Source organism: Streptomyces sp. NPDC021100, from assembly GCF_044333095.1.
Taxonomy (GTDB): Bacteria; Actinomycetota; Actinomycetes; order Streptomycetales; family Streptomycetaceae; genus Streptomyces.
Window position 1 is genome coordinate 458460 of the sequence record NZ_JBIRQH010000003.1, and the last position, 25328, is coordinate 483787.

Sequence of the window (25328 nt, forward strand, 5' to 3'; positions counted from 1 at the left end):
GGCGTCCCCGCTCGTGGACGTCCGGCCGGAGTCTGTGAGGCGTGGGCCTCAGGCGGCGTTCGCCGGCTCGGTGTCCTTCGCCGGAGCGGAGGAGTCCGCCGGCGCGCCGGGCCGGCCCTTGAGGGCCACTTCCTTGATGAACAGGGTCAGCAGGAAGGCGACCAGCGCGGTCGGCGCGGCGTAGGTGAAGACGTCGCCGACGCCGTGCCCGTAGGCGCTCTCCATGATCGAACGCAGCGGCTCGGGCAGGTGCTTGACGTCCGGGATGCCCCCGCCGCCACCGGCCTGCTTGGCGATGGCCGCGCCCTTCGGGCCGAGGGCGGTCAGACCGTCCTTGACGTAGTCCGTGACCCGGTTGGCCATGACCGCGCCCAGCGCCGAGACGCCGACCGCACCACCGAGGGAGCGGAAGAACGTGACGACGGAGCTGGCGGCGCCGAGGTCCTTGGGGGCGACCTGGTTCTGCGCGGCGAGCACCAGGTTCTGCATCATCATGCCCATGCCGAGGCCCATGAGCGCCATGTAGCAGGCGAGCTGCCAGTACGGGGTGTCGTACCGGATGCTGCCCAGCAGGCCCAGACCGGCGGTGAGCAGGACGCCACCGGAGACCAGCCATGCCTTCCAGCGGCCGGTCTTGGTGATGATCTGACCGGACACGGTCGAGGAGATGAACAGACCGGCGATCAGCGGGATGGTCATGACGCCGGACATGGTCGGCGTCTTGCCGCGGGCGAGCTGGAAGTACTGCGAGAGGAAGACGGTGGCGCTGAACATCGCGACACCGACGAAGAGGCTCGACGCCGAGGCGAGGGCGATCGTCTTGTTGCGGAACAGCCGCAGCGGGATGATCGGTTCGGCGGCCTTGGACTCGACCAGGATGAAGATGGCGCCCAGCAGGACGGAGCCGCTGACCATGACGGCGGTCTGCCAGGACAGCCAGTCGTAGTTCTTGCCGGCCAGGGTCACCCAGACCAGCAGCAGCGTGGCGGCGGCGGATATGAAGAACGCGCCGAGCCAGTCCACCTTCACCTGCCGCTTGACGACCGGGAGGTGCAGGGTGCGCTGGAGCACGATCAGGGCGAGGACCGCGAACGGCACACCGACGTAGAAGCACCAGCGCCAGCCGAGCCAGCTGGTGTCGGTGATCACGCCACCGAGCAGCGGACCACCGACGGTGGCGACGGCGAACGTGGCGCCCAGGTAACCGCTGTACCGGCCGCGCTCGCGCGGCGAGATCATCGCGGCCATGACGATCTGGGCGAGGGCCGACAGACCGCCGACGCCGATGCCCTGCACGACACGGCAGGCGATGAGCATGCTCGTGTTCTGCGACAGACCGGCCACCACGGAACCGGCGACGTAGACCACCAGCGCGGCCTGGACCAGCAGCTTCTTGCTGAAGAGGTCGGAGAGCTTGCCCCACAGCGGCGTCGACGCGGTCATCGCGAGCAGCGCGGCGGTGACGGTCCAGGTGTAGGCGGACTGGCTGCCGTGCAGATCGTGCATGATCTCGGGCAGCGCGTTGGAGACGATCGTCGACGACAGGATCGCCACGAACATGCCGAGCAGCAGGCCGGACAGCGCACGCATGATCTGGCTGTGCGTCATGTCGATGCCGGGCGCGTCGGACGGGGCGTGATCGGTGTGGCTGCCCCGCACACCTGACGGTGTGGTCTTGGCCATGAACTTCCTTTTCGTGATGCTGTCGGGCGGTCAGTGGGGTGTACGGGCCGACGGGCAGGCCGCGAGGTCGTGCGCCGGGGAGGCCCCGCCGGGGGCGACGGGCCGGTGGCACTCGCCGAAGCTCTCCCGGAGCCGGCCGAGCAGGCCGACGATCTGGGCGATCTCCGCGTCGCTCCAGTCACCCAGGCAGTGCGCCAGGGCCTCGGTGTAGCGGGCGCTGACGTCGTCCAGCAGCGCCTCGCCGCTGGGGGTGAGGCGCAGCAGCCGGGAGCGCTTGTCCAGCCGGTCCGGCTGCCGGTCGAGCCAGCCCCGTTCCGCGGCGTACGCCACGTGGCGGCTGGTCACCGACATGTCGACGACCAGCAGCTCCGCGAGCTTGCTCATCCGCATCTCGCCGTACCGCTTGAGCAGGGTGAGCACGATGACCGAGGTGGGCGGGCAGTCGGGGGGAAGGACCCGGGCGAGGCCGCGCTTGATGACGCCGATGGCGCTGAGCTGCTGGGCGAGCTCTTGGTACTGCTCGTGCGCGGCCAACGGATCCTCCCGTTTTAAGTTGCTTAGGGCAACCATAGAGGTTGTTGGTTGCTGAAGGCAAACGAAAAGCGGTAAAGGCGAGGTCAAGTTCAACGATAAAACGATGAGTGACAGAGGTGTGACGGAGCGCGGTGCCGTGGTGGGCTGGGGTGGCGGGGGTGCGTGCCGGGGGGCGTGGAGGAGGTACGCGCGCCGGCCGCGGACGCGGGGAGTGCCGCCCCGCGCGCGGGGGCTGGGCCGTCTTCGCTAGGGTCCTGGTCCATGGCCAACCCCCATCAGCAGCGTCCCGAGGGCAACTACGACCCCGCGGGCAGCACTCAGATGTTCCGCGCCTTCGTCGACGAGGGCGCTCCCGGGCCCCGCGCGGCCGCTCCGGCGAGCCATGGGCGCTCGTCCTCGTCCGGTCCCCGGGTGGGAGTGATCCTCGGCGTCGTGGCGGCGCTGGCGGTCGTGGCGGCGGTCGCCTGGCTCGCACTCGGCTGACGCGGGGGGGCGTGACTGGCGCGAGGGCGCGGCTGCGGCTCGTGCTCGGCTGATGCGAGGGCTCGGCTGAGGCTCGTACTCGGCTGACGTGAGGGCGCGGCTGCGGCTCGAGTTCCGCTGATACGAAGGCTCGGCTGACACGCAGGCTCGGCTGACGCGATGGCGCGGCTCTTTCGGCTCGCGCCCCGAAGCCCTTGAAGCTTTTGAGTCCTTTCGGCCCGCTTTGGGCCCGCCCGCTTCTGATGTGCGCGCACGCGACGGGTGCCTCCCCGGGGCGGGGTGTCCGCCGGGCGGGATGAGGCATCGGACCCGCGGCCGTCCCTGGAGGGGGCGGCGGGCCGGGCGTGCCGGCGCCGGAGGCGCCGCGTACCTGCCGGACGGCCCGGCGGCCCCCGCCGCGACCTGCGTGTCGCGGTCCGCCGCTGCCGTACCGGGGTCGGTCGACCGGTGGTCCGTCCTGCCTGCGAGTGGGTGGGCGGTGCGGCTCAGTCGGAGATGAGGCCCTCGCGGAGCTGGGAGAGCGTCCGGGTGAGCAGCCGGGAGACGTGCATCTGCGAGATGCCGACCTCCTCGCCGATCTGCGACTGCGTCATGTTGGCGAAGAAGCGGAGCATGATGATCTGGCGCTCGCGCGGGGGCAGCTTGGCCAGCAGCGGCTTCAGCGACTCCCGGTACTCGACGCCCTCCAGTGCCGTGTCCTCGTAGCCCAGTCGGTCGGCGAGCGAGCCCTCGCCGCCGTCGTCCTCCGGCGAGGGGGAGTCCAGCGAGCTGGCCGTGTAGGCGTTGCCCACCGCCAGCCCGTCGACCACGTCCTCCTCGGAGACGCCCAGGCACAGCGCCAGTTCGGGCACGGTCGGGGAGCGGTCCAGCTTCTGCGCGAGCTCGTCGCTGGCCTTGGTCAGGGCGAGCCGCAGCTCCTGCAGGCGCCGTGGCACCCGCACCGACCAGCTGGTGTCCCGGAAGAAGCGTTTGATCTCGCCGACGACCGTGGGCATCGCGAACGTCGGGAACTCCACCCCGCGTTCGCAGTCGAACCGGTCGATGGCCTTGATCAGTCCGATGGTGCCGACCTGGACGATGTCCTCCATCGGCTCGTTGCGGCTCCGGAACCGTGCCGCCGCGTAGCGCACGAGGGGGAGGTTGAGCTCGATGAGGGTGTCACGGACGTACGTACGCTCGGCGCTGTCCCGGTCCAGGGCCGCCAGCCGCAGGAACAGGGAGCGGGAGAGGGTGCGGGTGTCGATGGCTTCGCAGTCGTCGAGCACGGCGTGCGGTGCGTCGTTGGTGAGCACCTTCGCGCTGCCCAGGTCTACGGACATGCCACCCCCTTGAGGTCGCGGACGGATCACAGCACACCCCCGGCCGCGGATTCGGCCGAGGGTGCAGCCCCCACCTGAATACCGGAGGCTGCGCTGTGGCAAACGCAGTTCCAGCAGAATGTCACATGTCGGCAACGCGCTGTAGCGTCAAGTCGACATATCTGCCGGGGAGTCCGGAGAGGATGTCACCCACAAGGGTTAGGCGTCGATACGGTTTGCGGATCTCAGTCGGGCGAAGCTCCGGGAGAGCAGCCGCGACACGTGCATCTGCGACACCCCCAGCTCCGCGCTGATCTGCGACTGCGTCAGATTGCTGTAATAGCGCAGCAGCAGGATGCGCTGCTCGCGCTCCGGCAGCTGGACGAGCAGGTGGCGCACCAGATCGCGGTGTTCGACCCCGGCCAGCGCGGGGTCCTCGTACCCGATCCGGTCCAGCAGACCGGGCAGCCCGTCGCCCTCCTGGGCGGCCTCCAGCGAGGTGGCGTGGTACGAGCGCCCGGCCTCGATGCAGGCGAGCACCTCGTCCTCGCCGATCTTGAGGCGTTCGGCGATCTCGGCGGTGGTCGGCGACCGGCCGTGCAGCACGGTCAGGTCCTCGGTGGCCCCGTTGACCTGCACCCACAGCTCGTGCAGCCGGCGCGGTACGTGCACGGTCCGCACGTTGTCGCGGAAGTAGCGCTTGATCTCGCCGACGACGGTGGGCATCGCGAACGTCGGGAACTGCACCCCGCGGTCGGGGTCGAAGCGGTCGATGGCGTTGATGAGGCCGATGGTGCCGACCTGGACGACGTCCTCCATGGGCTCGTTGCGGCTGCGAAAACGCGCCGCGGCGTACCGCACGAGGGGGAGGTTGGCTTCGATCAGGGCGGCGCGCACGCGGGCGTGCTCCGGCGTGCCGGGTTCCAGGGTGGCGAACTTCTTGAAGAGCACCTGCGTCAGCGCCCGGGCGTCCGCGCCCCGGCTCTCCCGCGTCTGCGGTTCCCGCGGGGCCTCCTGCTGGACTTCAGGCGGGGCGTCCTGCCGGGCGTCTGGCCGGGCTTCCCGGCGGGTCTCTCGCGGGATCTCTCGCGGAATCTCCCGCTGGGCCTCCCGCGGTGGCGGGGGGTTCTCTTCTGACGCCGACGTCTCCTCTGACGCTGTACGGGCCGGCACGGTCACACCACCCCTTCGCGGTCAGCTCCAGGTCAACTCATCCGTCAAAAGCGGTCATAGCATCACAAGACATGTCCACTGTGTGCAAGCACCGCATAACGCCGTGTTGACCGCGGGAAAAAGGCCCCTCGCCGTGGTGGCGAGGGGCCTTTGCCGGGGCTCCGGCGGGGAATGGGGCTCAGAACGGATAGTCGGCGATCACCCACGTGGCGAACTCCCGCCACAGGCCGACACCCGCCTGGTGGGCCGGGTGGTCGAGGTAGCGCTGGAGGGCCTCGGTGTCCTCGACGGCGGAGTTGATCGCGAAGTCGTACGCGATCGGGCGGTCGGAGACGTTCCAGCCGCACTCCCAGAAGCGGAGCTCGGGGATCTCCCCGCCCAGCTTCTCGAACGCCTGGACGCCGGCGAGGACGCGGGGGTCGTCGCGCTCGACGCCCTCGTTGAGCTTGAACAGGACGAGGTGACGGATCATCGGATGGCCGCCTTCCGGACGACGGGGTGCACGAAGGGGGATGCGGGGCCTGTGGCGCGTCGGCCCGCGGCGCACGGAGGCTCCGGACGGCGGGAGCTCACTTGATCAGCTCGGTCATGAACTCGCCGATGCTCTTGGCGGCGTCCGAGATCCCCTCGAAGCCGATCTGGACGAGCTCCGCCGCCCTGGCCGGGGAATGGATGATCGTGTAGCCGATGAAAACGGCGAGCACCCAGAACGTGATCTTCTTGGCCTGCGCCATGCCGCTGCCGCCTCCCCGTCCGCCTTCTTCCGTCGAAGTCCCCCGTAGCGCTTGCGAGAGTCTATCCGCACAGATGGACGAAGCCGGGAGGGAGTCGGTCGTCGGTCCGGTGCGGATCGCCGGGGGATTTCCCGGTCGGCCGCCCCCTGACAGCGGCCACTCACGCCATCTTTAAGGACTTAAGCCCCGGCGAAGGGGGTCCTTCGCCCACCCGTCCGCCGTTTTCCGGAGCGGAGGATGGGGGAGTGCCCGCCGGATCTGGCAGGAATCCGACGGGCCTGGGACATGGAACCCCTCTGCGGGGTCCGGGCCGCGAGCTTCCCCCTGACTGCGGCCCGTACTCGGGGTCCGGTCCTCATGGGGGGAAGCGGCTTGTCCCCCCGATGCCGCTTCCCCCCGCCTTCTCCCCCTCTTCTCCGAGGCGCGGACTCTTCTCCGGCGCGCGGAACTTCTCCGGTGCGCGGAACCCGCCGCCTTCTCTTCCCCCGCATTCGGTCATGCTCGTGCAATTCCGGTGATTCCGCCGCCCGAATCCGTACAACCCTCCCGGCGATACCGCGAAAGTTTCCAACACGGATGAACTCTGGGTCAGTTGAGGTGAGAAGAGCCCGGCGCCGGGGCACCAGAAAGGCACACGGCCCGAGGCGCTCACCGGCTCGCCGGAGCGGCCGTCCCGGTGCTGTCACGTGGGAACGGGATCCGGTGTGCTGCGGTACCTGAGTGAGGGAGAACGGTGAGGTTCGCATGGGCGGGTACGAGCTCGCCTTCACCATGCGGGAGCGTGTGGCGGGGGGAGCGGTCACCATTGAACTGTCCGGAGAGATCGACATCCTGGCCGAGCAGGAGCTCGGCCCCCGGCTGGAGGCCCTGGCCGGCCGCCGCCACGCCGACCTCGTCATCGACCTGCGCGGTGTGACCTTCCTGGACGCGAGCGGCCTCCGCCTGCTGCTCCGCGCCCGCAACCGGGTGGCCCGCGGCGGCGGCCGGCTGCGGGTGGTGCGGGGCGGCCCGCGCGTGTCCAAGGTGATCCGCGTCGTCCGCCTCGAGCCGGCCTTCCACTGGCTCGACGCGCCCCCGGGCCTGCCGGCCGCACTCGGGGCGCCGGGCGCGGCCGGCGCCCCCGCGTCGGAGGCTTCCGGCGCTCCTGGTGTACCCGGAGCGCCGGGCACGGCGACCGGAACCCCCGCCGCCCCCGGCGAGGACGAGGTGACGTGCGGACCGCGGGACGGAAACGTCCCGGCGTAGCGGACGAACGGTGGTGCGGCGGTGGCCGGAAAGGCGCCTCCGCCCACCTGCGCCGTGCGCCGCGGGTCCCCCGCGATGCCTTTGGTGGCGTCAACTGCCTTGCGGGGGCGCCATGGTGGCGCCATAGTGGTGCCATGGACCTCACCCCCTACGTCGACACCCTCCGCCAGGAGCTCGCGGTCGCCGCGAGCGCGGGCGGGGACGACGCGCGCGCCTTGGCCGAACGGCTGTCCGCGCCGCTGGAGTCGGCCGCCCGGCTCACCCTGCTCAACGCGCTCTCCACCGCCATGGAGGAGGTCACCCGCGACCTGGCGCCGGGCTCGGTCGACGTACGGCTCCGCGGCCTGGACCCGGAGTTCGTGGTGACGCCGCCGCCGGCTCAGGGACCCTACGCGGAGGCCGCGGCACCCGAGGCCGCCCTGCCGCCGGCCCCCGCCCAGGGCGACGGCGACGAGGGCGGCACCGCCCGCGTCAACCTGCGGCTTCCCGCCCACCTCAAGGCGCGGGCCGAGGAGGCCGCCGCGCGGGAGGGGCTGTCGGTGAACGCCTGGCTGGTCCGGGCCGTCGCCGCCGCGCTGGAGGCGGGCGAGCGTGCCGGCCGCCCGGCCGGCTCCACGCGGCACCGGGGGCAGAGCTTCACGGGCTGGGTCCGCTGATCCGGCGCGGGTCCGCACACATCTGACGTCACCTTGGCGCCATGATGGCGCCCTTGCCGCATCCTTTCGTTCGCCCGCCTCCCACCCAGTCATGAGGACGGCACAGCCATGCCCATTTTCGATACGCCCGAACCGGTCGGTGCCACCGTCGAGTTCGACATCGGACTGCTCCGCGTCACCGCCGGCGATCGCGAGGACACCGTCGTCGAGGTCCTGCCGACCGACCCCGGAGAGGAAGCGGACGTCCGGGCGGCCGCGCAGACCCGTATCGCCTGCTCGGACGGCGCCCTGCTGGTCAAGGGGCCCCGGCAGCGGTCGCTGTTCGGCCCGACCGGCTCGGTCGAGGTACGGATCGAGCTGCCGGCCGGTTCCGACGTCCGGGCCACCGCGCTCATCGGCGACCTCCTCTGCGAGGGCCGCCTCGGCGACTGCCGGCTGAAGACCTCGACCGGGCACGTCCGCGCCGGCGAGACGGCGGCGGCGTGGCTGCGGACGAGCCACGGCGGCATCCGGCTCGACCGTGCGCGGGGCGACGCCGAACTCGTCGGCGCGGGCCCGATCGACGCGGGTGTGATCCGCGGCACCGCCACGGTCAAGAACCTCAACGGCGAGACGGTGCTCGGCGAGGTCGGCGGCGGCCTCCGGGTCGGCTCGTCGAACGGACCCATCACCGTCGGCACCGCGCGCGGGGACGTCGACGCCCGGTCCGCCAACGGCGGCATCCGGCTGGACGAGGTGGTCCGCGGCCGGGTCACCCTCCAGCGGCGGGCGTACGCGACGGCCGTCTTCACGATGCCCGGCACACGGCCTCCACGGTGCTCCTCATCCTGGGAGTCCCCGAGCGCACTGTGATGTCCGTCATGGGCTGGTCGTCCACCGCCATGGCCGCCCGTTACCAGCACGTGATCGACCCCATCCGGCAGGACGTCGCCCGGCGGGTCGGCGGGCTCATCTGGAAGCCGGCGGACGAGGCGCCGGAGAAGCCGCCCGCGGACCCCGAGGAAGCCAAACGAGACGGAAACTGAGACGGAGCACGACGAAGGGCCCGACCTGAATCAGGTCGGGCCCTTCGTCTGAAGAGCGGTAGCGGTGGGATTTGAACCCACGGAGGAGTTGCCCCCTCACACGCTTTCGAGGCGTGCTCCTTAGGCCGCTCGGACACGCTACCGAGAGAGAGCTTAGCGGACGAGTGGCCGTGGTCCGAAATCGGTTCTTCGGAGACCGGGGTGGAGGGGGCTCAGCGGGTGCGGAAGAAGTCGGTGAGGAGGGCGGCGCACTCGTCGGCGAGGACGCCGGCGATGACCTCGGGGCGGTGGTTGAGGCGGCGGTCGCGGACCACGTCCCAGAGGGAGCCCGCCGCGCCGGCCTTCGCGTCGGCGGCGCCGTAGACGACGCGGTCGAGCCGGGAGAGGACGATGGCGCCGGCGCACATCGTGCACGGTTCCAGGGTGACGACCAGGGTGCAGCCGGACAGCCGCCACTCGCCGACGGCGCGGGCGGCCTCGCGGACGGCGAGCACCTCCGCGTGGCCGGTGGGGTCGCCGGTGGCCTCGCGTTCGTTCCGGCCGCGGCCGATGACCGTGCCGTCCGGGGCCAGGACGACGGCCCCGACCGGGACGTCGCCCGTCCCGGGGGCCCGCGCGGCCTCCTCCAGGGCGGCCCGCATCGCGGGGAGCCAGGGATCGCGGACGGGGTCGGGGCCGGGCGGGCGGCCGGGGGCGGCGTCGTTCATGGACACCAGTGTGGGCGAGCCCCGCCGGGCCGCGCTCCCCGCGCTCCCCACGGCCGTCAGCGGACGGCCTCCAGGACGTCGGTGCAGCCGAGGGCGTCCGCGATCTCGCTGAGGGCGTCCCCGTTGAGGGCGAGGAGCCGGCGCTCGCCGATGCCGACGTCCTCCAGCAGCCGGGGGTCGCCCAGCGGGCCGCTCGGCACCGTCGTCGCGGCGGCGTCCGCGGTGTCGGTCTCGTCCTCGGCGGGCTCCGGCTCGCCGTCCTCGGTGCCGTCGAGGTCGAGGGTGTCGAGGTCGTCGGCGTCGCTGTCGTCGCGGCCGACGATCTCGTCGACGAGCATGGAGCCGTAGGAACTCCGCTTGGCGAGCAGGCTGTCGGAGAGGAAGATCCGCGGGTCGTCCTCTCCGTCCACCCGGACGATGCCGAACCAGGCGTCCTCCTGCTCGATCAGCACCAGGACCGTGTCGTCGGCGATCGAGCTCTCATGGGCCAGGTCGACGAGGTCGGACAGGGTTTCCACGTTGTCGAGGTCTGTGTCGCTCGCTTCCCACCCGTCGTCGGAGCGCGCGAGCAATGCGGCGAAGTACACCGTGACTCTCCCACTGGTCATAGGCGGTGCCGGGCCGGACGGGGAGAGCACCCCGCCCACTCGGAATCGTGGCAGAAACCCGGCCGTTGCGAGAGGTCTTCCGCGCTGCGTCGTGCAGTAGTCCGAGAGATTCCCGGGACTTTTCCGGGGACGTTCCGGGGGCGCGGACCCGTGGGGGCGCCCCCGGGCGGCCATCCGGGGTGTGTTCGGGGGCCGCCCCGGAGCGCCTTACGGGAAACGGCGGCGGCGTGACGGCCGTCACCGGGACGGCGGCGGCCGCCGTCCGCTCAGCTCACCATCTGAACGTCCGCATGCGCATCTGCTGGCGCATTCTCGCCGCCCGCGCGCGGCGCGGCTGCACCCGGTCGCGGAGCTCCCGGGCCTCGTTCAGCTCACGGAGGAACTGGGCGCGCCGGCGCCGCCGCTCCCCGTCGTCGTCCAGGGGGTTGTCCGGGTCCTGCGGGCGTTCGCGGGAGCGTTCCCGGGGACGCTCCCTGGGCCGTTTCCCCGAAACCGCCGGTTCCGCCGGGCTTTGGGGGCCCTTACGGGCTCCCGGTCCGCGTTCGTCGCGCTCGGCCATGCGCAGCACCACCTCGTGCCGAGGGTCTCGCCCGGCGGAGCAGGCCGGGCGTACGTGCCCACTTTCCCCCTGAGCGGTGGTGTGATGCCACCGTGGGGCCGGGAGCCGGTGTCCGAAAGCTCGGATAATGTCGATGTCATGCGGATCCACGTCGTCGACCACCCGCTGGTGGCGCACAAACTCACCACGCTGCGCGACAAGCGCACCGACTCCCCCACGTTCCGGCGGCTCGCCGACGAGCTGGTCACCCTGCTCGCCTACGAGGCCACGCGGGACGTGCGGACCGAACAGGTCGACATCGAGTCGCCGGTCACCGCGACCACCGGTGTCAAGCTGTCCCACCCCCGCCCGCTGGTGGTGCCGATCCTCCGGGCCGGTCTGGGCATGCTCGACGGCATGGTCCGGCTGCTGCCCACGGCCGAGGTCGGCTTCCTGGGCATGATCCGCAACGAGGAGACCCTCAAGGCGGAGACGTACGCGACGCGGATGCCGGACGACCTCTCGGGCCGCCAGGTGTACGTGCTCGACCCGATGCTGGCCACCGGCGGCACGCTGGTCGCGGCGATCCGCGAGCTGATCGCGCGCGGCGCCGACGACGTCACCGCCATCTGCCTGCTGGCCGCCCCCGAGGGCGTCGAGGTCATGGAGCGCGAGCTCGCCGGCACCCCGGTGACCGTCGTCACCGCCTCCGTGGACGAGCGCCTCAACGAGGACGGCTACATCGTGCCGGGTCTCGGGGACGCGGGCGACCGGATGTACGGGACGGCCGGCTGAGCGCCTGAGCGCCTGTGTGGTTCACCGGCTGACCGGTTGACCGGACGGCCGGCGCCTCAGTCCGCCGCGCTCAGCACTTCGCCGCGCTCTTCGAGGGCGCCGGGGACGACGGGGCCGGTCGCGGCGCGGCCGGTGCCCGGCTCGCGTCCGGCGCGGGCCTGAGCTCCTTGAAACCGGTGCCGATGATCAGGTCGATGTCCGTGCCCTTGCGGACGTCGCTCTTCACCGTCGCCTCGCCGACCTGCTCCGCCAGGACGCGCATGGCCCCCTCGGCGTCCTCGGGCGGGCCCAGCAGCAGCGCCGTGCCCTCGACGTTCTTGTCGTAGGGCGCGGGGGCGTTGCCCACCTTGCCGATGCGGAAGCCGCGCGCCTTCAGCTCGTCCGCGGTCGTCTTGGCCAGGCCGCTGCGCGGGGTGGCGTTGTAGACGTTGACGGTGATGTCGCCGGGCCGGGGCAGTTCGCGGGGCGCCGGCCGGCCGGCGGCCCTGGCGTCCGTCTTGTCGCCGTGCCCGTCCCGGCCGCAGTCGGCGCTTTTCCGGGCCGCCTGCGGGGAGCCGCTCCCGCCCGAGAAGACGTCGACGAGCTGGACCGTCCCCCAGCCGCCCAGCCCCAGGACGGCGACCGCGGCGACCGCGGCGAGCACGACCCTCCGCGGATTCCTCGGCCGGCGCATATGCGAGAACCGACGGCCCGTGATGCGGTACTTGCCGCCCATGCCAGGAGGGGTGAGCATGCTCATGGGCGCAGCGTAGTGCGGGCGGGGGCCGGTGCCTACTAGATGATCAACGGTTGCGCCGACCCCAACCCAAAAGGGCCAATAACGGCCGGAAACGGCCGTGAACGAAGGGGTTGGAGGGGCGGACGGCCCCTGCCGGAGCGATGACCGGACCGGTACGCGGCTGATCCTGGCCGGTACGCGACCGGTCGCGGGGGCTCAGCCGAGTTCGAGCACGCGGGCGTGCAGCACCTGGCGCTGCTGGAGCGCGGCGCGCACGGCGCGGTGCAGGCCGTCCTCCAGGTAGAGGTCGCCCTGCCACTTCACGACGTGGGCGAAGAGGTCGCCGTAGAAGGTCGAGTCCTCCGCGAGCAGCGTTTCCAGGTCGAGCTGCTGCTTGGTGGTCACCAGCTGGTCAAGGCGTACCGGGCGCGGGGCGACGTCCGCCCACTGGCGGGTGCTTTCCCGGCCGTGGTCGGGGTACGGCCGACCGTTTCCGATGCGCTTGAAGATCACACGGAAAGCCTACCGGGCCGGTGGTGCCGAGCGCAGCCATGGCACGGGAGTCGGAAGGCGACAATCGGCCGCATACCGGGAGCCGCGGCCCGTTCAGCGCTCCGGCGCCGCCGCCTCTCCCCGTTTCTTCTCCCGTTCCCGCTCCTGTTTCGCCTTCTGCTTGGCCGCCTGTTTGAAGGCGCGGACCTCGCGCAGGGAGTCGGGGCCGGTGATGTCCGCCACCGAACGGTGGCTGCCCTCCTCGCCGTACGGGCCCGCGGCCTCCCGCCAGCCGTCGGGGCGCACCCCGAGCCGCTTGCCCAGCAGGGCGAGGAAGATCTGCGCCTTCTGCCGGCCGAAACCCGGCAGGTCGGTGAGGCGGCGCAGCAGTTCGGGGCCGGTGGGCACGTCCCGCCAGACGGCGGCGGCGTCACCGTCGTACCGCTCGGTGAGGTGGCGGCAGAGCCGCTGGATCCGCTCGGCCATGGCGGCCGGATAGCGGTGGACGGCCGGCTTGGCGGCGCAGAGCTCCGCGAACGCCTCCGGGTCGTACGCGGCGATCTCGTGCGCGTCGAGGTCGTCGCGGCCGAGCCGCCGGGCGAGGGTGTACGGGCCGGTGAACGCCCATTCCATCGGGATCTGCTGGTCGAGCAGCATCCCGACCAGGGCCGCGAGCGGGCTGCGGGAGAGCAGCGCGTCGGCGTCCTCCTGCTGGGCGAGCCGGAGGGTGTGCTCCATGGGACCGATGGTCTCCCGGGGGCGCGTGCTCCGCATGTGCGGGCGGGGGCGGTTCATCACTCCATCGGCGTCACTCCATCGGCGTCACTTCACCGGCGTCACTCCATGGACAGGAGCAGCCGCTCGATGCCCTTGGGGTCGGTCCGGAGGCCGTCCCGGACCTGCCGGGCGAACGGGTCGGGGAAGATCTCCTCGTCGCCGGCCTCGATGCCGTCGGCGATGGCGCGGGCCGCGTCGGCGGCCGACGCGGCGGGGACGGCGCCGAGGTTCTTGAGGTGCCCGGCGGCGTAACGCAGCATGTCCGTCTCGACGGGGCCGGGGAAGACGGCGTGCACGGTGATCCCGCGCGGGGCGAGGTCCACCCGGACGGCCTGGGTGAGCAGGGCGAGCGCGGCCTTGGACGCGGGGTAGGCGCCCATCGCCGGGGTGCCGGCGAAGGCGCCGACGCTGATGACGTTGGCGACGGCGCCGCCGCCGTTGCGTTCGACGACGGGTGCGAAGGCGCGCAGGACGAGGAGGGTGCCCAGCCAGTTCGTCCGCATGACCGCCTCGACGTCGGTCAGGTCCATGTCGAGCAGGTGGCCCATGCCGTGCCGTCCCGCGTTGTTGACCAGGAGCGTCACGTCGGGCGCGGCCCCGACGGCGGCCGTGACGGCGGCCGGGTCGGTGATGTCCAGGGTGAGCGGGACGATCCGGTCAGGGTCCTCGGCGACCAGCGGTTCCAGGGTCCGGGGGTCGCGCGCGGCGGCGTGTACGCGGGCGGCGCCGCGGGACAGGAACTCGCTGACCAGGGCGCGCCCGATACCGCGGTTGGCGCCGGTCACCAGGGCGACGGCCTCGTCGATCCGCACGGTGGCTCCTTCGCGTCGGCTGACGACCCAGTCGGTACCCATGCCGGAGCGGGATCCACACCTGTGGGCCCGCACCTGCGGAATCCGCATCGCGGGGCGGGCGCGCGGGCGTGAGGAAGGGCGTGCGGAGGGGCGCGGCGGCGCGGCGAGGGCCCCAGGGTCAGGACAGCAGGGCCTCCGCGCACCGCGCGGCCAGGTCCTCGGCGTGGTCGGGCAGCGGCTCTCCGGCCCGCAGGTGGCGCCGGACGAGGGAGAGGGGCAGGTCGACCAGGGCCAGGCGGACGCGCTCGGCGTCGCACGGGCTGTCGGCGCCCAGCGCGGCGGCGACCGCGGCCACGGCGGCGCGGACGCGGTCCGTCCCGCGGTCCGCGCGGCGGACGTGGTCGTCCGCCCACGCGCCGCGCCCGAACTCCTCCCGGTGGGCGGGCGGCGGACGGTCCTGCGGCACACCCTCGCCATCCGCGCCCGCGGCTCCGCCCGGCTCACCGTTCCGCTCTTCTGGCGGCCGCTCCACGACGCCTGCCTGGAGGCCGCCCTCGATCGTGCCGAGCGGGAGTGCGCCGACGGGCCGGCGCGGCCGGCGCGGCTGAGCCCGTACGTCCGGCTGCTGCGGTGGGCGGGGAGCCGGCGGAAGGGGTGAGAAGCCGCTAGAGCGATCGTTCCAGTGATGCTACTGTGACTCCTGTCTGGATAGAACGTTCGTTACAGACGGGCGTGCCCAAGCGATTTCAGTGGGGGAAGTACGTGGAAACCAAGCGCATCACCGTGAACGGCGTCGAGCTCGCCTACGTCGAGCAGGGCGAGGGCCCGCTCGCCCTGCTCCTGCACGGCTTCCCGGAGACGCCGGGGATGTTCCGGCACCTGATGCCGGTGCTGGTGGAGGCCGGGTACCGGGTCGTGGCCCCGTACATGAGGGGCTTCGCGCCGAGCCAGGTGCCGCCGGACGGCAGCATGCTGATGAAGGACCTGGTCGCGGATGCCAACGCGCTGCACGAGGCGCTCGGCGGCGACGGGGACGCGATCATCATCGGGCACGACTGGGGCGGCTTCACCACCTGGGGCGCCGCGGCCCTGGCGCCCGAGCGCTGGTCGAAGGTGGTCGTGGCCGACGTCCCGCCGCTGCGGTTCTACGAGCGCCGGGCGGCGGTCCCCGAGCAGATCCACAAGAACAGCCACTTCTACTTCTTCCAGATGGACGTCGCCGACCACCTCGTGCCGGTGAACGACTTCGGCTACATCGACTGGCTGTGGCAGCACTGGAGCGGCAACGTCCCCGGCTTCGATCCCGCCGAGGACGCGCAGGCCGGCAAGGACGCCCTGCGCGACCCCGCCAACCTCCGGATGGGCCTCGGCCTCTACCGGCAGAACTTCCCGTCGGACAAGTTCGGCACCGACGAGTGGGAGATGGGCCACCTGCTGGCCGAGCTCCCCACGCAGCCGACCCTCTACCTGCACGGCAGCGAGGACCCGGTCGTCGACGAGGAGATCCTGGCCGACATCGTGGCCGCGCTCCCCGAGGGGTCGGACGGCGCGCTGCTGCAGGGCGTCGGTCACTTCCCGATGGTGGAGGCCCCGGAGGAGGTCAACAAGCGGATCATGGCGTTCCTCACCAAGTAAGCCCTACGCGGCGGGTGCCTCCTGCCCGGCTCCCGCCGTCGCCCGCACCGCCCGCGCCACCTCGCGGGCGGTGCGGGCGAAGGCGTGCACCGCGCCGGTGGTGTCCCCGGCGCGCCACACCAGCCCGTAGTCCACGGGCGCCGCGTCCTCGAACGGCAGGTACACGACGCCCGGCCGGGCGTAGTACGTGGCCGTGTGCGCCGCCGTCAGCAGGGCCCCCTTGCCGCCCGCGACGAGCATCAGCGCCTCCTGCAGGTTGGTGACCGCGGGGCCCCGGCCGATCGCGCGGCCGCCGGGGGTCCGCGCCGGGACGTGGTGCTCCAACAGGTAGTCGGGCAAGGGCCCGGCGATCGTCAGGAGTTCGACGTCCGCGAGGTCCTCCAGGGAGACGGCCGTCCGCGCCGTCAGCGGGTGCCCGTCGGCCACCGCGAGCACCCGGGCCTCCGTGAACAGCACCGGGCTCCCGCCCAGATCGTCCTCGCGCACCGGGAACTCCTGCAGCTGGATGTCGAAATCCCCCCTGCGGAGCTGCCCGTAGGGGTCGGAGAGCGGTACCTCGCACAGCTCCACCCCCAGGCCGGGGCGGGCCGCGCGCAGCACCTCCGCCGCCTTCATGGCGATCTCGCCCGCCAGCGGCCCGGTGAACCCGACGTGCAGCACCCCGCTGACCCCGCGCGCCGACGCGCCGGCCCGGGCGACCGCCGCCTCGATCGCCCGGTGGTGCGGCGCCACGTCGTCGCGGAACCGCCGGCCCAGCGCGGTGAGTTCCACGCGCCGGCTCGTACGGACGAACAGGGGCGCGCCCAGCCGCCGTTCGAGCCGCTGGACGAGCTGGCTGATCCGCGCCCTGGACAGCCGCATGCGGTCGGCGGTGCGGCCGAAGTGGAGTTCCTCGGCCAGGATGAGGAAGCAGTCGAGTTCGTCGCGTTCCACGGATGTCCCCCCGGGTGTCCGTCGCCCTGATCGGTAAGCCTGGCTGAACGAACGTCGCGTTCTTCGCCGTTGTTCCCCCAGGGGCGCCGGACGGAGGGTGGGAGCTCTGAATCCCTCCCTCCCACCACCGAGGAATGCACATGTCTGCGCGTCAATGGGGCGTCCTCCTCGTCCTGTGCGGTGCCGTCTTCCTGGAAGGCATCGACGTGGCCATGCTCAACGTGGCCCTTCCCGTCATCCGGGCCGACCTCGGCCTGTCCACCGGCGAGCTGCAGTGGGTGATGAGCGCCTACGTGCTCGGCTACGGCGGCCTGATGCTGCTGGGCGGCCGGGCGGCCGACCTCTTCGGGCGCCGGCGGATGTTCGTCTCCTGGCTGGCCGTGTTCCTGCTCTTCTCCGGGCTGGGCGGCTTCGCCACCGAGGGCTGGATGCTGATCACCGCGCGCTTCGTCACCGGCGTCGCCGCCGCGTTCATCACCCCGGCCGGGCTGTCCGTCATCACCACCGGCTTCGCCGAGGGCGCCGAGCGCGACCGCGCGCTGCTGATCTACTCCGGTACCGGCGCCGGCGGCTTCTCGCTGGGCCTGGTCGCCGGCGGACTGCTGGGCGCGGCCGACTGGCGGTGGGTCTTCTTCGCCCCGGTCGCCGTCTCCGCCGTCCTGCTGGCCGCCGCCCTGGTCCTCATCCCCCGGTCGCCCCGCCCCGAGCGGGCGCCGGGGGAGGGCATGGACCTGGCCGGGGCCGTCACCGCCACCGCCGCCATCGTGCTGCTCGTCCTGACCGTCGAACGCGCCGCGCACGGCAGCGCGGTCACGACCGCGGCGACGGCGGTCGCCGGGCTCGGGTTCCTCGCGGCCTTCATCGCGGTGGAGCGGCGCGCGACGTCCCCCCTCGTCCGGCTCGGCATCCTCCGCGGCCCGCTGGTCCGCTCCAACCTCGTCGCCCTGCTCTTCGCGGCGGGCTTCTTCGGCTTCCAGTTCCTCGTGGTGCTCTACCTCCAGGAACTGCGCGGCTGGTCCACGCTCCGGACGAGCTTCGCCATGATCGTCATCGGGATCGACGCCATCCTGTCGCCCACCCTGACTCCGCGCCTCGTCCGGCGGTTCGGCAACCCCCGGCTCATCCTCGGCGGCATGCTCCTCGCGGCGCTCGCCTACGCCCTGTTCCTGCCGGTGGGCGCCGACTGGACGTACGCGCTGATGCTTCCGAGCCTGGTCACCCTCGGCCTGGCGTTCTCGCTGGCGTACGGGCCGCTCACCATCGTCGCCACGGAGGGCGTCGACGAGGAGGAGCAGGGGCTCGCGGGCGGACTGCTCTACACCTTCTTCCAGTTCGGCGCGGCGCTCGGCCTCGCCGGGGCCACGGCCGTGAACATCGCCGCCACGCCGTCGTCCGGGTCCCCGGCCGACCTGCTCGACGGGTACCGGGCGGCGCTCCTCGTGCCGTTCGGCGCGGCCGTCCTCGCCGCGGTGGTGGCGGCGTTCGGGCTGCGGCGCCGGACGGAGGAGACCGCGGCCGCCGGCGTGGACGCGGGTACGGGCACGGGCTCGGGTGCGGAGGGGGCGGTACGGGCACCGGTCGCCCCCTGAGCCGCCCTGCCGCGCCCCCTCCACCGCCCCGACCGAGGAGTCATCCGATGACCGCCCGCGCCGCTTCCTTCGCCGACATCCGGGACACCTTCCTCGCGTACGTCCGCGAGATCCGCTACGCCACGATGGTGACCGTGGACCGGCGGAACCGTCCCCGGGCCCGCGTCCTCCTCCCCGTATGGGAGATCGTCGACGGGCGTCCGGTCGGCTGGCTCGCCGCCTACCGGACGCCCGTCAAGACGGCACACCTCGCCGGCAATCCGCACACCACCTACGCCTATTGGAGCCCCCGGCAGAACGCCGCCTTCGTCGACGGCGTCTCCACCTGGGCCGACGACGACGGGTCCCGACGGCACGCCTGGGACCTCTACGTCCGGGGCGGCCCGCCGGGCGTCGGGTACGACCCGGTGCACTACTGGCGGGGCGGTCCGGACGACCCTCAGTACCACGTCATCCGCATCGACCCGTGGCGGATCCAGGTGGTACGGGGGACTGATCTGCGGAGCACGATCTGGCGGGCGGAGGACGGGGGTTGAGGGGAACGACGCCCGTGGCTTCGGCGCCGGCCCCCCAGGCCCGCCCGGAGCCGAGGCCCTCGGGGTCAGCCGGCCGGTGCCTCCTGCGCGCTCGCCTGTCCCTCCGGCGGCCTCTCCGCCAGCCCCTTCTCCAGCCCCGGCGGCAGCGCTCCCGTGTGCACCACGCCCAGCCGCTGTGTGGCCCGCGTGAGCGCCACGTACAGGTCATTCACCCCCATCCGTCCCGGCTCCACCACGAACACCGTGTCGAACTCCAGCCCCTTGGCCTGCCGGGGATCCAGGAGGACGACCGGCCGCGTCAGGTCCGGCGCCGGGCCGGCGGAGGCGTCCGGGAGGGCGGCCGACAGGGCGTCGAGGAGGTCCCGGGGGGCGATCACCGCAAGCCGTCCCTCCGGATGCTCGGTCAGGGCCGCTGCCACGGCTTCCGCCACGGCCTCCGCGAGGGTCTCGGCGAGGGCCTCCGCGGCCGCCCCAGCCGTTCGGCCCGTCCGGTGCCCGTCGGTCCGGTGCGCATCCGTCCGGTGCGCCCAGGGGCGTACGCCGGTGGAACGGACGGAACGCGGCGGCCGGAATCCCGGATTCCCGGAGGCCCGGACCACCTCCGCCGCCACCTCCATGATCTCGGCCGGCGTACGGTAGTTGACGCCCAGCCGGACGTGCTCCCAGCGGTCGCCGACGTACGGCGCGAGGGCCGCCTCCCACGATCCGCAGCCGCCCGGCTCGGCGGTCTGGGCCGGGTCGCCGACCAGCGTCATGGAGCGGGTCGGGCAGCGGCGCATCAGCAGCCGCCAGGCCATCGGGGACAGCTCCTGCGCCTCGTCCACGATGATGTGGCCGAACGCCCAGGTGCGGTCGGCCGCGGCGCGTTCGGCGGCGCTGCGGTGGTCGGCCTCCTCCTGGCGCTCCGCGAGCCGCTCCGCGTCCACGACGTCATGGGCGGCCAGTACCTCGGAGTCCTCGTCCTCCAGGTCCTCGAACTCCTGGGTGCGGGAGCCGTACGACATGTCGAGCACGCCCTGGGCGTAGGCGATTCGTTCCTGCCGGGCGGCCTCGGCCGCCGCGCGGGCGGCCGAGTCGTCCTCGCCGAGCAGCTCGGCGGCCTCGTCCAGCAGCGGTACGTCGGCCGGCGTCCACGGCCCGGCGTCCCGCCGGACGGCGTCGGCGTCCGCCGGGGGGAGGTGGCAGGGGCCGGCGAGGAAGTCCGCCACCAGCCGGTGCGGGGTGAGCGCCGGCCACAACGCGTCGATGGCGGCGTGCACGTCCCGGGAGGCCGCCACGGCCTTGCCGAGCTGGGCGGCGTCGTCCGGGCCGAGGAGGTTCGGGCCCCCGTAGGGGTCGGTCCCGATGCGTTCGACGAGTTGGGCGGTGAGCGCGTCGATCACGGCGAACGCGAAGGTGGGGCGTGCGAGGTTGTGCGGCAGCTTCGTGGCGCGCGCCCGCTCGCGGGCCGCCCGTGCGATGGCCTCGTCCAGCACCAGGTCGCCGTCGTCGTGGCGGATTACCAGCTCCGGGTCGGGCAGGGTCTGCCGGTCCCGGACGTACGCGGCCAGCGCGTCCGCCATCGCCGCGGCGCCCTTGACCTCGGCCGCCCGCGGGGTGTCGGTGCCGGTGGCGGTGATGCCGGGGAACAGTTCGGCGGGCGTGGCGAGCAGTACCCCGGTCTCGCCCAGGGAGGGCAGCACCTCGCCGATGTAACCGAGGAACGCCGGGTTGGGGCCGACGATCAGCACGGCGCGGCGCGCCAGTTGCTCGCGGTGGGCGTAGAGCAGGTACGCGGCGCGGTGCAGCGCGACGACCGTCTTCCCGGTGCCGGGGCCGCCCTCCACCACCATGACGCCGTGGTGCGGGGCGCGGATGACGCGGTCCTGTTCCGCCTGGATGGTCTGCACGATGTCGTGCATCCGCCCGGTGCGGGCGGCGTCCAGCGCGGCCAGGAGGACGGCGTCGGCGTCGCTGCCCTCCAGGCCGGTGCGCTCGGGGTCGGCGAGGTCGAGGATCTCGTCGTGGAGGGCCGTGACGCGGCGGCCCTCGGTGCTGATGTGGCGCCTGCGGCGCAGCCCCATGGGGGTGTGGCCGGTCGCCAGGTAGAACGGCCGGGCGACGTCGGCCCGCCAGTCGATGACGAGGGGCGTCCGGTCGGCGTCGTCCCGGCGGATGCCGATCCGGCCGATGTGGTGGTCGCGGCCGTCGCGGAACGCCAGCCGGCCGAAGCAGAGCCCGTTCTCCCCCGCGTTGAACGCGGCCAGCAGCCCCGACCGTTCGGCCACCAGCACATCGCGCTCCAGCCGGGCCTGGAAGGTGCCGCCGCCCGGCGAGGCGAGGGCGGCGTTCATCCCGGCTTCGGCCTCGTCGCGGAGTTCCGCGAGGCGTGTGTGGAGGTTGTCGATGAATTCCTGTTCGTTCCGCAATTCCTGGGCCGACGCGTTTGACACTGTGACTCCCGCCCCGATATCATGGCCTTACAAAGCTTCTCTATGCCTTGCCTTCGGCGCGGCATAGAAACAATCAATATACGCGAGAAAATGCCCCGGCTGTCAATACGCCGGGGCATTTGTTGTTTTGCGCGGCCTTTCTCGATCTTTGTTTGCCGGCGCCTTTCCTGGCGGTGTCTTTCGCGGTGCGGGCGGGACCCGGGGCCTGGTGCGGGAGCGCCCGGTGGGTCAGCGGTTGCGGCGGCTGCCGGAGCGGGGCCGCAGCAGGGCGGCGGTCAGCACGGCGGGCGTGGTGAGCAAGAGGGTGAGCGTGACCACGGAGGTGTGCGGTACGAGGGGGTTGCCCCCTGCCGCCACCGCGTTCCGGTAGAGGTGATGCGGCGGGATGGGGAGGTGGACCGGCGGAATCGGCGCCGGGATGTGGCTCTCCGCCGGGGGTGGTGCGGCGGGCGATGACGGTGTGGACGGAGAAGACGGCGCGGCCGGCGCGGGTGCCGCGGCGGCGGGGGCCGGTGCGGCGGGGCGGGCGGGCGGGTTCGCGGTGGCGGGGGTCGCCGGGCGGGCCGGCTGTGCGGGAGCGGGAGCAGGAGCGGGCGCTGCTGGTGCTGCCGGTGCCGCAGGAGCGGGAGCGGCTGGTGGTGCTGCCGGGGCGGCGGGAGCCGCGGGTGCCGGCGCGGCGGGAGCTGCCGGTGCGGCTGGGGCAGGTGCGGCCGGAGCGGGAGCCGCTGGTGCGGGGGCTGCCGGTGCGGGTGCCGCGGGAGCGGCGGGCGGGGGAGCTGCCGGGGCGGCGGGCGCCGCCGGTGCCGCTGCCGGCGGGGCGGCCGGGGCCGCAGGGGCGGCGGCTGGTGGTGCTGCCGGGGCGGCCGGTGCCGCGGGGGCCGGAGGGGCCGCGGGGGCGGGAGCCGCAGGAGCAGCGGCCGCCGGGGGAGTCTGGGCCTGGCAGTTGCCCAGCCGCACATGGGCGGTCACCCGGAGCACCCCCGCCCCGACGGCCAGGCAGCGCACCCCGTCGTCGTCCACGTTCGCGCGCACCGCGCCACCCAGCGCGCGCACCCGCACATGCGACGGCGGATGCGGCGGTAGCAGTCTCGGCACGTGGTGGACGACCGCGTGCAGCGAACTGTTGCCGGCCGTCGCGTCCGCCTCCAGGTCGTCGGCGGCCGCCTTGCCCGCCAGCCCGAAGACGGCGAACGCCGCCAGCGCCGTCAGCCGTCCCGCTCTCAGCCATCCCCGCACCCGTACAGCCTGACCAAGAACACGGTTCCCTGGGCCAGTTCGGGCCCACGTTCCACCGATGGGGTGGAAAAACCCCGGGATTCGTCCGCGGACGTTTGGCGCCCGGGGACGCCGGACGGCGTTCGGTACCGGCCCCTGTCCGGGGGCCGGCCCGTGACGGACGTCCCGGGAGCGTCGGCGGTGCGGCGACCGGGGCACGTTCTCCGGGTTTCCGGCAGGGCCGGCCGCCCCGGCAGGCACCCCGGCTCACGCGCCGGCGGCCGGCCCGTCCGCGATGCGCGCCGCCAGGCCGTCGAGTACGCGCCGCAGCCCGTACGCGAACTTCTCGTCCCGCGTCTCGCGCGGGTCGCGGTCGCGCAACGCGGCGTACCGCGCCCGCACTTGGGGGTGCTCGCCGGTCGCCTCCTCGGCCGCGGGCCACAGGCCCCGGACCCACTCGCGTTCGGTCCGGCCGCTTCGGGCCACCGTCGTCAGCCACGCCGCCTCGCTGATGCTCATGCCGATGACGTACGCGCTCACCGTGGACACGGCGAGGTCCGCTTCGTCCGCCGGGAGGCCCGCCGCCTCGAACAGGGCCAGGAGCCCCTCGGAGAGCCGCATGGCGTTGGGGCCGAGCTGGGTGAGTCCGAGTCCGCCCAGCGCGGGGGCCAGCCAGGGGTGACGGAGGATCGTCGTCCGCAGACCGTGCGCGCAGCGGCCGGCGGCCTCGCGCCAGCCGGCCGGGTCGTCCGCGGCGGGCACCCCGATCTCGCCGTACACCTCGTCCACGACCAGTTCGATCAGCTCGTCCTTGGTGGACACGTGCGTGTACATCGAGGTGGCCCCGGCGTTCAGCCGGGCGCCGAGCTTCCGCATGCTCAGGGCTTCGAGGCCGTCCGTGTCCAGCAGGTCGAGGGCGGCGGAGACGATCTGCTCCCGGCTCAGGGCGGGCTGCTCGCGGCGCGGCCGGCGGGGCCGCGTCCAGACGGAGGCGACCGGCCGGTCCCCTCCGGCCGGCCGGTCCGGTGCCGTCCGCGGAGTGTGTTCCTGCTGGTCGGTCGCCATTCGGTGGCCCCTCTCCTCGGTATTCACGCGTACGCCTCGGTTCCGCGCCGTCGCGCCTGCGCGGCCCAGGATAGCCCGACGGCGTACACCGTACGGTCTTGCGAACAGTGTGCGGAGCTCCGTACAGTGTTCGGTGTCGGCGGGTCCGGGGAGGCCCGCCGCAGCGACCGTGCGTTCCAGGGGGAGCCATGCCGAAGGACTTCGACAACACCGCCGCCGACCACGACCGGGGCGCGGCGCTGCCGCCGGGCGCCGTCTTCGACGCCGCCCGCTGGCAGACCCGCCTCGACGAACTGTGCGCGGCGCACCACGTGCCGGGGGCCGCGCTCGCGGTCCTCGCGGACGGCGAGGTCCACGAGCTGGCCACCGGCCTGCTGCACCGGGGGACCGGGGTGGCGGCCACGCCCGACTCCGTCTTCCAGCTCGGGTCCATCGCCAAGATCTACACGGCGACGCTGGTGGTGCAGCTGGCCGAGGAAGGGGCGCTGGACCTGGACGCGCCGGTCACCGCGGTACTGCCGGAGTTCTCGGTCGCGGACCCCGAGGCCACCGCCGCCATCACACCGCGCATGCTGCTCAGCCACACCAGCGGTCTCACCTGTGACTTCACCCTGGACACCGGACGCGGTGACGACTGCCTCGCCCGGTACGTCGCCGCCGCCGAGGGGGTGGCCCTCGACTGCCGCCCCGGCACCGGCTCGTCGTACAGCAGCGTCGGCTACAACGTGCTCGGCCGTATTGTCGAGGTGCTCACCGGTCTGACCTGGGACGAGGCCCTGAAGCAGCGCCTCGTCGCCCCGCTCGGGCTGACCCGGACGATGACCCTGCCCGAGGAGGCGCTCGCCTTCCGGACGGCCATGGGCCACCTGGGCGAGCCGGGCCGCCTGCCGGACCCGGCGCCCGCCTGGGACCTCATGCCGCGGTCGGCCGGCCCCTACGGGAGGGTCCTGGCCAGCGCCGGCGACGTCGTCCGGTTCGCCCGGACGCACCTCGCGGGCGGTGCCGCCCCTGACGGAACCCGGATCCTCGCCCCCGAGACGGCCGTGATGATGCGCCGGCGCGAGGTCGACGTCCCCGACAAGTGGACGGTCAGCGCCGACGGTTGGGGCCTGGGCTGGTCGCTGTACGACTGGTCCGGGACCCCCGGCTTCGGTCACGACGGCGCTTCCATCGGCCAGTACGCGTACCTGCGGGTGGTCCCGCACGCGGGGGTGGCCATCGCCCTGACGACCAACGGCGGCGGCGCCCGCCAGGTCTACGCCGCCCTCTTCCGCGAACTGCTCCACGAGCTGGCCGGCGTGCGGATGCCCGACTCCTTCGCGCCGGCCGCCGTCCCGCCCGTCGTGGACCTCGCGCCGCTCGTCGGCACGTACCGGCGCGAGGGCGTCGTCATCACCGTCAGCGAGCGCGACGGGGCCGGGCACCTGCGGTACGCATTCGTCGACGGCATGAAGGACTTCTCCGAACCGCTGGAGATCGACCTGCGGCCGGTGAGCGAGACGGTGTTCGCGGGGTCGGGGGTCGGCGCGGCCTTCAGCGAGGACTGGATGCCGGTGGTCTTCTCGACGCTGGCCGACGGTACGGGGTGCTGCTACATCGGGATGCGGGCCGCTCCCAAGGTCGCGTGAGGTCCGGACGGGGTGCCCCACCCATCCGCCCTTTC

29 protein-coding genes and 1 tRNA gene are annotated in these 25328 nt (G+C 73.1%); 11 read left to right on the top strand and 19 right to left on the bottom strand.

Annotation, left to right across the window (positions count from 1 at the left end):
• Positions 1-48 precede the first annotated feature (48 nt).
• Positions 49-1683, bottom strand: a complete 1635-nt coding sequence (locus tag ACH4PU_RS08720) for an MDR family MFS transporter (protein ID WP_398268060.1) — start codon at positions 1681-1683, stop codon at positions 49-51.
• 30 nt (positions 1684-1713) lie between these two features.
• Positions 1714-2217, bottom strand: a complete 504-nt coding sequence (locus tag ACH4PU_RS08725; RefSeq protein WP_398268063.1) for a MarR family winged helix-turn-helix transcriptional regulator — start codon at positions 2215-2217, stop codon at positions 1714-1716.
• Positions 2218-2478: 261 nt separating this feature from the next.
• On the opposite strand from ACH4PU_RS08725, the gene ACH4PU_RS08730 reads away from it, so the two are divergent.
• Positions 2479-2700, top strand: coding sequence for a hypothetical protein (locus ACH4PU_RS08730; protein WP_398268066.1), 222 nt, complete (start codon positions 2479-2481; stop codon positions 2698-2700).
• 485 nt (positions 2701-3185) lie between these two features.
• Here ACH4PU_RS08730 and ACH4PU_RS08735 read toward each other — a convergent pair whose 3' ends face one another.
• The 4 genes from ACH4PU_RS08735 to ACH4PU_RS08750 all read right to left on the bottom strand — a co-directional run bounded on the left by ACH4PU_RS08735 (position 3186) and on the right by ACH4PU_RS08750 (position 5905).
• Positions 3186-4019 carry an RNA polymerase sigma factor SigF gene (locus ACH4PU_RS08735; protein ID WP_004943124.1) on the bottom strand — a complete coding sequence of 278 codons (834 nt, stop codon included), beginning with the start codon at positions 4017-4019 and terminating at the stop codon, positions 3186-3188.
• A gap of 198 nt (positions 4020-4217) precedes the next feature.
• Positions 4218-5177 carry an RNA polymerase sigma factor SigF gene (locus tag ACH4PU_RS08740; RefSeq protein ID WP_398268069.1) on the bottom strand — a complete coding sequence of 320 codons (960 nt, stop codon included), beginning with the start codon at positions 5175-5177 and terminating at the stop codon, positions 4218-4220.
• 172 nt (positions 5178-5349) lie between these two features.
• Positions 5350-5643 carry a Dabb family protein gene (locus tag ACH4PU_RS08745; RefSeq protein WP_398268072.1) on the bottom strand — a complete coding sequence of 98 codons (294 nt, stop codon included), beginning with the start codon at positions 5641-5643 and terminating at the stop codon, positions 5350-5352.
• A gap of 97 nt (positions 5644-5740) precedes the next feature.
• Positions 5741-5905: a hypothetical protein gene (locus tag ACH4PU_RS08750; RefSeq protein ID WP_004943131.1), complete on the bottom strand. Its 165-nt coding sequence runs from the start codon at positions 5903-5905 to the stop codon at positions 5741-5743.
• Between the two features lie 744 nt (positions 5906-6649).
• Between ACH4PU_RS08750 and ACH4PU_RS08755 the strand changes: the two genes are divergently transcribed.
• The 4 genes from ACH4PU_RS08755 (at position 6650) to ACH4PU_RS08770 (ending at position 8831) form a co-directional block, all read left to right on the top strand.
• On the top strand, positions 6650-7150 hold the full coding sequence (locus ACH4PU_RS08755; RefSeq protein ID WP_398268076.1) for an STAS domain-containing protein: 501 nt from the start codon (positions 6650-6652) through the stop codon (positions 7148-7150).
• A 134-nt stretch (positions 7151-7284) separates the two neighbouring features.
• Positions 7285-7806: a toxin-antitoxin system HicB family antitoxin gene (locus tag ACH4PU_RS08760; RefSeq protein WP_398268079.1), complete on the top strand. Its 522-nt coding sequence runs from the start codon at positions 7285-7287 to the stop codon at positions 7804-7806.
• 108 nt (positions 7807-7914) lie between these two features.
• Positions 7915-8658 carry a hypothetical protein gene (locus tag ACH4PU_RS08765; protein WP_398268081.1) on the top strand — a complete coding sequence of 248 codons (744 nt, stop codon included), beginning with the start codon at positions 7915-7917 and terminating at the stop codon, positions 8656-8658.
• Positions 8622-8831: a hypothetical protein gene (locus ACH4PU_RS08770; protein WP_398268084.1), complete on the top strand. Its 210-nt coding sequence runs from the start codon at positions 8622-8624 to the stop codon at positions 8829-8831. The genes ACH4PU_RS08765 and ACH4PU_RS08770 overlap by 37 nt, the downstream gene beginning before the upstream one ends.
• Positions 8832-8887: 56 nt before the next feature.
• Here the strand turns inward: ACH4PU_RS08770 and ACH4PU_RS08775 are convergent.
• From ACH4PU_RS08775 to ACH4PU_RS08790, 4 genes are all read right to left on the bottom strand, one after another.
• A tRNA-Ser gene (locus ACH4PU_RS08775) sits at positions 8888-8974 on the bottom strand.
• A gap of 69 nt (positions 8975-9043) precedes the next feature.
• A complete protein-coding gene (gene tadA, locus ACH4PU_RS08780) occupies positions 9044-9538 on the bottom strand; it encodes a tRNA adenosine(34) deaminase TadA (protein ID WP_398268087.1) in 495 nt (164 codons plus the stop codon).
• Positions 9539-9594: 56 nt separating this feature from the next.
• Positions 9595-10125 carry a hypothetical protein gene (locus ACH4PU_RS08785; RefSeq protein WP_398268506.1) on the bottom strand — a complete coding sequence of 177 codons (531 nt, stop codon included), beginning with the start codon at positions 10123-10125 and terminating at the stop codon, positions 9595-9597.
• Positions 10126-10417: 292 nt separating this feature from the next.
• Positions 10418-10705: a hypothetical protein gene (locus ACH4PU_RS08790; RefSeq protein WP_398268090.1), complete on the bottom strand. Its 288-nt coding sequence runs from the start codon at positions 10703-10705 to the stop codon at positions 10418-10420.
• Between the two features lie 138 nt (positions 10706-10843).
• On the opposite strand from ACH4PU_RS08790, the gene upp reads away from it, so the two are divergent.
• The gene (upp, locus tag ACH4PU_RS08795; protein ID WP_004943140.1) at positions 10844-11479 is read left to right on the top strand and encodes a uracil phosphoribosyltransferase; all 636 of its coding nucleotides are present in this window, start codon (positions 10844-10846) and stop codon (positions 11477-11479) included.
• A gap of 70 nt (positions 11480-11549) precedes the next feature.
• On the opposite strand, the gene ACH4PU_RS08800 is transcribed toward upp, so the two are convergent.
• The 5 genes from ACH4PU_RS08800 to ACH4PU_RS08820 form a co-directional block, all read right to left on the bottom strand.
• Positions 11550-12218, bottom strand: coding sequence for a LytR C-terminal domain-containing protein (locus ACH4PU_RS08800; protein WP_398268093.1), 669 nt, complete (start codon positions 12216-12218; stop codon positions 11550-11552).
• Positions 12219-12413: 195 nt separating this feature from the next.
• A complete protein-coding gene (locus tag ACH4PU_RS08805; RefSeq protein WP_003986294.1) occupies positions 12414-12710 on the bottom strand; it encodes a type II toxin-antitoxin system VapB family antitoxin in 297 nt (98 codons plus the stop codon).
• Positions 12711-12803: 93 nt separating this feature from the next.
• Positions 12804-13427 (bottom strand): HhH-GPD-type base excision DNA repair protein, encoded by a 624-nt coding sequence (locus ACH4PU_RS08810; protein WP_398268097.1) that lies wholly within the window; start codon positions 13425-13427, stop codon positions 12804-12806.
• Positions 13428-13525: 98 nt separating this feature from the next.
• Positions 13526-14278, bottom strand: coding sequence for an SDR family NAD(P)-dependent oxidoreductase (locus ACH4PU_RS08815; RefSeq protein ID WP_398268100.1), 753 nt, complete (start codon positions 14276-14278; stop codon positions 13526-13528).
• A 160-nt stretch (positions 14279-14438) separates the two neighbouring features.
• Positions 14439-14726: a hypothetical protein gene (locus ACH4PU_RS08820; RefSeq protein ID WP_398268103.1), complete on the bottom strand. Its 288-nt coding sequence runs from the start codon at positions 14724-14726 to the stop codon at positions 14439-14441.
• Between ACH4PU_RS08820 and ACH4PU_RS08825 the strand changes: the two genes are divergently transcribed.
• Positions 14697-14918 (top strand): hypothetical protein, encoded by a 222-nt coding sequence (locus ACH4PU_RS08825; RefSeq protein ID WP_398268106.1) that lies wholly within the window; start codon positions 14697-14699, stop codon positions 14916-14918. The two genes, ACH4PU_RS08820 and ACH4PU_RS08825, sit on opposite strands and share 30 nt — an antisense overlap.
• Positions 14919-14992: 74 nt before the next feature.
• Positions 14993-15895: an alpha/beta fold hydrolase gene (locus tag ACH4PU_RS08830; protein ID WP_398268109.1), complete on the top strand. Its 903-nt coding sequence runs from the start codon at positions 14993-14995 to the stop codon at positions 15893-15895.
• Positions 15896-15898: 3 nt separating this feature from the next.
• Here ACH4PU_RS08830 and ACH4PU_RS08835 read toward each other — a convergent pair whose 3' ends face one another.
• On the bottom strand, positions 15899-16828 hold the full coding sequence (locus tag ACH4PU_RS08835; RefSeq protein WP_398268112.1) for a LysR family transcriptional regulator: 930 nt from the start codon (positions 16826-16828) through the stop codon (positions 15899-15901).
• Between the two features lie 140 nt (positions 16829-16968).
• Between ACH4PU_RS08835 and ACH4PU_RS08840 the strand changes: the two genes are divergently transcribed.
• Both ACH4PU_RS08840 and ACH4PU_RS08845 read left to right on the top strand, forming a co-directional pair.
• Entirely contained in the window at positions 16969-18417 is a 1449-nt protein-coding gene (locus ACH4PU_RS08840) for an MFS transporter (protein ID WP_398268115.1), read from the top strand.
• Positions 18418-18464: 47 nt separating this feature from the next.
• Entirely contained in the window at positions 18465-18953 is a 489-nt protein-coding gene (locus ACH4PU_RS08845) for a pyridoxamine 5'-phosphate oxidase family protein (RefSeq protein ID WP_398268118.1), read from the top strand.
• Positions 18954-19018: 65 nt separating this feature from the next.
• Here the strand turns inward: ACH4PU_RS08845 and ACH4PU_RS08850 are convergent, their stop codons facing one another.
• From ACH4PU_RS08850 to ACH4PU_RS08860, 3 genes are all read right to left on the bottom strand, one after another.
• Complete coding sequence (locus ACH4PU_RS08850) at positions 19019-21361, bottom strand: HelD family protein (RefSeq protein ID WP_398268509.1); 2343 nt, start codon at positions 21359-21361, stop codon at positions 19019-19021.
• A 252-nt stretch (positions 21362-21613) separates the two neighbouring features.
• On the bottom strand, positions 21614-22621 hold the full coding sequence (locus ACH4PU_RS08855) for a hypothetical protein (protein ID WP_398268121.1): 1008 nt from the start codon (positions 22619-22621) through the stop codon (positions 21614-21616).
• Between the two features lie 246 nt (positions 22622-22867).
• On the bottom strand, positions 22868-23665 hold the full coding sequence (locus ACH4PU_RS08860; RefSeq protein WP_398268124.1) for a TetR/AcrR family transcriptional regulator: 798 nt from the start codon (positions 23663-23665) through the stop codon (positions 22868-22870).
• Positions 23666-23853: 188 nt separating this feature from the next.
• Between ACH4PU_RS08860 and ACH4PU_RS08865 the strand changes: the two genes are divergently transcribed.
• Positions 23854-25293 (top strand): serine hydrolase domain-containing protein, encoded by a 1440-nt coding sequence (locus ACH4PU_RS08865; protein WP_398268127.1) that lies wholly within the window; start codon positions 23854-23856, stop codon positions 25291-25293.
• Positions 25294-25328 lie beyond the last annotated feature (35 nt).

Excerpts from the sequence above, each read along its gene's own strand:
- ACH4PU_RS08720 (WP_398268060.1), bottom strand. The coding sequence starts at position 1,683 with ATGGCCAAGACCACACCGTCAGGTGTGCGGGGCAGCCACACCGATCAC.
- ACH4PU_RS08730 (WP_398268066.1), top strand. The coding sequence starts at position 2,479 with ATGGCCAACCCCCATCAGCAGCGTCCCGAGGGCAACTACGACCCCGCG.
- ACH4PU_RS08735 (WP_004943124.1), bottom strand. The coding sequence starts at position 4,019 with ATGTCCGTAGACCTGGGCAGCGCGAAGGTGCTCACCAACGACGCACCG.
- ACH4PU_RS08745 (WP_398268072.1), bottom strand. The coding sequence starts at position 5,643 with ATGATCCGTCACCTCGTCCTGTTCAAGCTCAACGAGGGCGTCGAGCGC.
- ACH4PU_RS08750 (WP_004943131.1), bottom strand. The coding sequence starts at position 5,905 with ATGGCGCAGGCCAAGAAGATCACGTTCTGGGTGCTCGCCGTTTTCATC.
- ACH4PU_RS08755 (WP_398268076.1), top strand. The coding sequence starts at position 6,650 with ATGGGCGGGTACGAGCTCGCCTTCACCATGCGGGAGCGTGTGGCGGGG.
- ACH4PU_RS08760 (WP_398268079.1), top strand. The coding sequence starts at position 7,285 with ATGGACCTCACCCCCTACGTCGACACCCTCCGCCAGGAGCTCGCGGTC.
- ACH4PU_RS08765 (WP_398268081.1), top strand. The coding sequence starts at position 7,915 with ATGCCCATTTTCGATACGCCCGAACCGGTCGGTGCCACCGTCGAGTTC.
- tadA (WP_398268087.1), bottom strand. The coding sequence starts at position 9,538 with ATGAACGACGCCGCCCCCGGCCGCCCGCCCGGCCCCGACCCCGTCCGC.
- ACH4PU_RS08790 (WP_398268090.1), bottom strand. The coding sequence starts at position 10,705 with ATGGCCGAGCGCGACGAACGCGGACCGGGAGCCCGTAAGGGCCCCCAA.
- upp (WP_004943140.1), top strand. The coding sequence starts at position 10,844 with ATGCGGATCCACGTCGTCGACCACCCGCTGGTGGCGCACAAACTCACC.
- ACH4PU_RS08800 (WP_398268093.1), bottom strand. The coding sequence starts at position 12,218 with ATGAGCATGCTCACCCCTCCTGGCATGGGCGGCAAGTACCGCATCACG.
- ACH4PU_RS08810 (WP_398268097.1), bottom strand. The coding sequence starts at position 13,427 with ATGGAGCACACCCTCCGGCTCGCCCAGCAGGAGGACGCCGACGCGCTG.
- ACH4PU_RS08840 (WP_398268115.1), top strand. The coding sequence starts at position 16,969 with ATGTCTGCGCGTCAATGGGGCGTCCTCCTCGTCCTGTGCGGTGCCGTC.
- ACH4PU_RS08845 (WP_398268118.1), top strand. The coding sequence starts at position 18,465 with ATGACCGCCCGCGCCGCTTCCTTCGCCGACATCCGGGACACCTTCCTC.
- ACH4PU_RS08860 (WP_398268124.1), bottom strand. The coding sequence starts at position 23,665 with ATGGCGACCGACCAGCAGGAACACACTCCGCGGACGGCACCGGACCGG.
- ACH4PU_RS08865 (WP_398268127.1), top strand. The coding sequence starts at position 23,854 with ATGCCGAAGGACTTCGACAACACCGCCGCCGACCACGACCGGGGCGCG.